Genomic DNA, 5,361 nt, shown 5'->3' on the forward strand with positions numbered 1-5,361 from the left:
GTGGTGCCGACGGCGCCGGCAAGTGCTGCGAAGGCAAGGGCAAGCTTGGTTGACTTTCTCATGGTCTTCTCCTGTTGCATCGTCACCCCCGATGCGAGAGCGGCGGATCTTCGCTCCTGTTGCCGCTCCATCTCTTTGTTCGAGCATCGGATTTCCCAAAACCGGCTGCCACGTTCGGGTCCGATGCTTCGGCAGCTGTTTCATGGTCGTCCGGCACGAAGCAAAAGATCAAAGTCCTTCCTGACCTTCTGCGACGTCTCCTTGAGATGTGCTTCCAGCACACCGAAATCCGGCAGGTCGGTGACCGCCAGAAGCAGGTCCGAAAGCCCCGGCGGAACATCGTCGCGCTCGAACGGGCCGGTGAGGCACAGCCGGGTCATCTGGGTCAGCGCCAGATAGAGTGCGAAGGCGGCGCCAAGCTCCTGCCTGACCCCGGCACCGGCGAAGCCAGGCGCGAGGCGGGACAAAATCTCGGCCGTACCGGTGACACGCGGCCCGGCCTCCACCTGCCCGGTGATGACAGCCACCTGGGCGATGAATTCGAGGTCGATCAGCCCGCCGGGGATCAGCTTGATGTCCCAGAGATCGCGTGCCGGCTTTTCCTTCTCTATCATGGCGCGCATGTCCGAAGCCTCGGTCTTGACCTTCGCCGCGTCGCGCGGTTGGCCAAGCACGGCTGCGACTTCCGCCTCGACCTCGGTGCACAGGCCGGCATCGCCGCCAATGGCACGCGCCCGCGACAGCGCCATGTGTTCCCAGGTCCACGCCTCCTGGCGCTGGTATTTCTTGAAGGCATCGATGTGGGTGGCCACCGGCCCCTTATTGCCGGACGGCCGCAGCCGCAGGTCGAGTTCGTAGAGCACTCCCTCCGCCGTCGGCGCCGATACGGCCGAGATCAGCCGCTGCGTCATGCGGGTGTAGTAGTGGGAAGGCGCCAGCGGCTTGTCGCCGACGGAGTCCTCAGCGTCCGCGTCATGGTCGTAAAGCAGGATGAGATCGACGTCCGACCCGGCGGTCAATTCGCGGCTGCCGAGCTTGCCCATGCCGAGCAGCGAAACCACGCCACCGGCAATCGTGCCGTGGCGCGCCGCGAATTCGGCTGTCACTGCTTGCAACGCCGCCTCGATGGTGAGATCGGCGAGATCGGAAAAGGCGCGGCCGGCGCGGGCCGGATCGATCGAACCGGCAAGCAGCCGCACGCCGATCAGAAATTTTTGCTCCGAAGCGAAGATGCGCAACCGGTCGAGCACCTCCTCATAGGCCCTATCGCCTTCAAGGAAGGCCGAAAGCCGTGCCGAAAGATAGGCGCGGTCCGGCAGTTCGGTGAGAAGAGCCGGGTCGAGCAGGCCGTCGAAAACATGCGGCCGGCGCGTGATAATCGCCGCCAACCGGGGCGCGGCGCCCATGATCGTCGCCATCAGCTTGAGCAGCGCCGGGTTCGACTGCAGCAGCGAGAACAGCTGGATGCCGGCGGGCAGGCCGGCAAGGAATTCGTCGAAACGGATCAAGGCTTCGTCCGCCCGGCGCGTCTGACCGAAGGCCTTGAGCAGCGCCGGCGTCAACTCTGTCAGCCGCTCACGCGCCTCCGCCGACTGGGTGACGCGATAGCGGCCGAAATGCCAGCCGCGGATGACGCGACAGATGTCGCTCGGCCGCTGAAAGCCGAGACCTTGCAAGGTCTGCAGCGTGTTGGGGTCATCGACATCGCCGGTGAAGACCAGATTGCCGATGCCCGCCGAAAGCTCCGGGGCGGTTTCAAACAGCGCTGCATAGTGGCGCTCGACCTGCTGCAGTGAGGCGCGGAATGCCAGCGAAAACGTCGCCGCATCGGCGAAGCCCAGCATGTGGGCGATGCGCTCCAGCCCTTCATCGTCTTCCGGCAGCGTGTGCGTCTGCTCGTCCGCCACCATCTGAACGGCATGCTCGACACGGCGCAGGAACCAGTACTGGCGGGCGAGTGCGTCACGCGCATCAGCGGTGATCCAGCCGCGCGCGGCGAGCTGGCCGAGCATCGGCACCGTCTCGCGGCCGCGCAGCTCGGGAAAGCGGCCGCCGGCGATGAGCTGCTGGGTCTGGACGAAGAACTCGATTTCGCGGATGCCGCCACGGCCGAGCTTGACGTTGTGGCCCTTCACGGCGATCTCGCCATGGCCCTTGTGGGCATGGATCTGGCGCTTGATCGAATGAACGTCGGCAATCGCCGCGTAGTCCATGTATTTGCGCCAGATATAGGGCTGGAGTTCCCTTAGGAACGCAGCACCCGCGGCCAGATCGCCGGCCACCGGACGCGCCTTGATCATCGCCGCGCGTTCCCAGTTCTGGCCGCGCGCTTCGTAGTAGCGCAGTGCCGCTTCAACCGGGATAGCCAGCGGCGTCGAACCTGGATCCGGGCGGAGCCTGAGATCGGTGCGGAAGACATAGCCGTGCTCGGTGCGGTCCTGCAGGATGCGCACCAAGCGGCGCGTCAGCCGCGAAAACAGCTCCGTGGCGTCGAGGGGGTCGACCACGGCGGGCGCTTCCGGATCGAAGAAGACGACAAGATCGATGTCGGAGGAGAAATTCAGCTCATGCGCGCCGAGCTTGCCCATGCCGAGCAGGATCCAGCCCGATTGCAGCGACGGGTTGTCGATATCCGGCAGTCTGAGCTTGCTCTGGCTGTGCGCGTCGCGCAGCAGGAAGTCGACGGCCGCACGCGTGCAGCCATCTGCAAGATCGCTGAGCCGCCGCACGGTCAGCGACGTTTCCGCCTCACCGGCGAGATCGGCCAGCGCGATCAGGAAATGTGCCTCGGCCTTGCACTGGCGCAGCTCCATCATGAGGCCGGACTCGGAGACCGTCTCGGCCAACGGCGCCTGTTCGATCGCGGCGGTGATCGCCTCCAGGCGCGCCTCGACAGGCTGTTCGAAAAGAGCATCCAGGATACGAGGCCGGCGACGCGCCGTATCACGCAGGAAGGGCGAGAGGTCGAAGACGGCGGCCAGGAAATCCTGGCCCTCCCCCTTGCCGGCCAGGAATTTGGCCAGCCGCATCAACCCTTCTTCGCGTGCCGCGGCGGCGATTTCGGCCAGTTCCTGCCGAGACCGGCCTTCGTCGAGAGGGGTGAGCGCAACCACCGGCTTCAGCAGCCAGTCCTTGATCATCCGCTTCGCAACCGCAGCCATCAGTGATCCTCCCGTGCGGGGAAACTCATGACCACGGATAGTCCCGGATTGCCAGGCAAGAGATCAAGCCGTCCATAGTGGAAGGTCATGACCGCCTTGGCGAGGCTGAGGCCAAGGCCGGAGCCCGGCTGCGAACGGCTCTTCTCGAGCCGCACGAAACGTTCGGTCGCCCGGGCCCGATCGGCATCGTCCGGAATGCCCTGGCCGTTGTCGGCGACACACAGCCTGATCTCGCCATGGGTGCGCTCGAGCGTCACGCGAACGACCGGCTTGGACGTGGAGTCCGTCGAATATTTGATCGCGTTGTCGACAATGTTGGACAGCGCCTGGCCGATCAGCTCGCGGTTGCCGTCGACGAGAAAAGCACCATTCACTTCGGCTTCGAGCGACACGCCGGCCTCTTCAGCCACCGGCTCGTAGAGCTCGGCGACATCACGAACGGCAGCCGCCAGATCGACGCGATTGGTGTGCTCTGATGAATATCCGGCCTCGAGCCGGGAGATCATCAGGATGGCGTTGAAGGTCTTGATGAGTTGGTCGGACTCGGCGATGGTGCCTTCCAGCGCCTGGCGGTAATCGGCGGGCTTGTGCTTGCCCGAAAGTGTCGCTTCGGCGCGATTGCGCAGGCGGGTCAGCGGCGTCTTCAGATCATGCGCGATGTTGTCGGAAACCTGCTTCAGACCTTCGTTGAGCGTTGCGATCCTGGCCAGCATGGAGTTGAGATTTTCCGAAAGCCGGTCGAATTCGTCGCCGGCGCCGGTCACCGGCAGCCGGCCCGAGAGATCACCGCCCATGATGCGACGGCTGGCCTCCGACACGCTATCGATGCGCTTCAGCGCGGCGCGGCCGACAAAGAACCAGATTAGCAGTCCGCCGAGCCCCATCATGCCGAGCGCCAGCGTCAGCGCTCGGCGGATGACGGCACGAAAGCGCTCCGGTTCGCCAAGATCGCGGCCGACCAGCATGATCATCTGGTTAGGCAACCGCAGCACCAGCGCAATGGCGTTGTGGCCCTGCTCGCCTCCGGCTTGCCGTGCAGCGTTGTCGCCAGTTGCAGGAGCTGTCGTCTGGTCGGACGTTCCGCTGCGCAGGCGGTCAAGCTCGCCTTCTCCGAAGCGCTTGTAGGAGAAGGGCTCGGTCGTCCAACCCTCGGTGTCGATCACCCCAGGCGCCAGGCTCTGCACGTTACCGGTCAGGATCTGGCCATTGGCATCGGCGATGAGATAGAGGTTGGCGCCGGGCTGGCGGGAGCGGTTTTCGACCACGCGTACCAGCACGGGCAAGCCACCGCGCTGATAGGCGCGGGCGAGGCCCAGCACTTCGTCGTTGATGGTCTCCTGCGTCTGCGCCGTCAGCATACGCGACGACAGCGAAGTCATGTAGAAGACAAGCAGCACGGCGCAGAGCGCGAAGAGCAGAAGGTATAGCGCGGAAAGCCGCGCTGCCGTCGTCTTCATGATGGCCGGCACGGAAAGAGCCATGCTGTCGCCTAGCCGCCCTTCAGCATGTAGCCGGCGCCGCGAACCGTATGCAGGATCGGCTTGTCGAAGCCTTTTTCGATCTTGCCGCGCAACCGCGAGACGTGGACGTCGATAACATTGGTCTGCGGGTCGAAATGATAATCCCAGACATTTTCAAGCAGCATGGTGCGCGTCACCACCTGGCCGGCATGGCGCATCAGATATTCGAGCAGGCGGAACTCGCGCGGCTGCAGGGTGATCTCGCGCGCCGCCCGGCGCACCGAATGCGACAGCCTGTCGAGTTCAAGGTCGCCAACCCGGTAGACGGTTTCGGTTTCCTTGGCACTGGCGCGGCGGTTCAACACCTCGACGCGAGCCAGAAGTTCGGAAAACGCATAGGGCTTGGTCAGATAGTCGTCGCCGCCGGCGCGCAGGCCGGTCACCCGGTCATCGACCTCGCCCAGTGCCGACAGGATCAGCACGGGCGTGGTGTTGCCCCGTGAGCGAAGACCGGCAATCACCGACAAACCGTCGCGGCGCGGCATCATCCGGTCGATGACCATCACGTCATAGTCGCCGGCGTCGGCAAGTGCGAAACCGGTCTCGCCGTCACCGGCGACATGGGCGGTATGACCAGCCTCGGCGAAGGCTTTCTGCAGATAATCGGCAGCCTCACGGTCGTCTTCTATGACGAGAATCTTCATAGGGCCGTTATACGCGATTTCGCTGGAAGGTTGAGT

Annotated in this window: 3 protein-coding genes; all 3 read right to left on the reverse strand. The window is 64.5% G+C overall.

From position 1 onward, the window contains the following. Nucleotides 1-200: 200 nt before the first annotated feature. Genes C1D09_RS14615 through C1D09_RS14625 form a run of 3 tightly spaced genes read right to left on the reverse strand, consistent with a single transcriptional unit; the run spans nucleotide 201 to nucleotide 5,325 of the window. On the reverse strand, nucleotides 201-3,161 hold the full coding sequence (locus C1D09_RS14615) for a bifunctional [glutamine synthetase] adenylyltransferase/[glutamine synthetase]-adenylyl-L-tyrosine phosphorylase (RefSeq protein ID WP_143974990.1): 2,961 nt from the start codon (nucleotides 3,159-3,161) through the stop codon (nucleotides 201-203). Further along, on the reverse strand, nucleotides 3,161-4,642 hold the full coding sequence (locus C1D09_RS14620) for a sensor histidine kinase (RefSeq protein WP_143974991.1): 1,482 nt from the start codon (nucleotides 4,640-4,642) through the stop codon (nucleotides 3,161-3,163). The genes C1D09_RS14615 and C1D09_RS14620 overlap by 1 nt, the downstream gene beginning before the upstream one ends. Before the next feature lie 8 nt (nucleotides 4,643-4,650). Further along, nucleotides 4,651-5,325, reverse strand: coding sequence for a response regulator transcription factor (locus C1D09_RS14625; protein WP_027034371.1), 675 nt, complete (start codon nucleotides 5,323-5,325; stop codon nucleotides 4,651-4,653). Between the last annotated feature and the right edge of the window lie 36 nt (nucleotides 5,326-5,361).

Source organism: Mesorhizobium intechi (assembly GCF_002879535.1).
GTDB lineage: Bacteria > Pseudomonadota > Alphaproteobacteria > Rhizobiales > Rhizobiaceae > Mesorhizobium > Mesorhizobium intechi.

Excerpts from the sequence above, each read along its gene's own strand:
- C1D09_RS14615 (WP_143974990.1), bottom strand. The coding sequence starts at position 3,161 with ATGGCTGCGGTTGCGAAGCGGATGATCAAGGACTGGCTGCTGAAGCCG.
- C1D09_RS14620 (WP_143974991.1), bottom strand. The coding sequence starts at position 4,642 with ATGGCTCTTTCCGTGCCGGCCATCATGAAGACGACGGCAGCGCGGCTT.
- C1D09_RS14625 (WP_027034371.1), bottom strand. The coding sequence starts at position 5,325 with ATGAAGATTCTCGTCATAGAAGACGACCGTGAGGCTGCCGATTATCTG.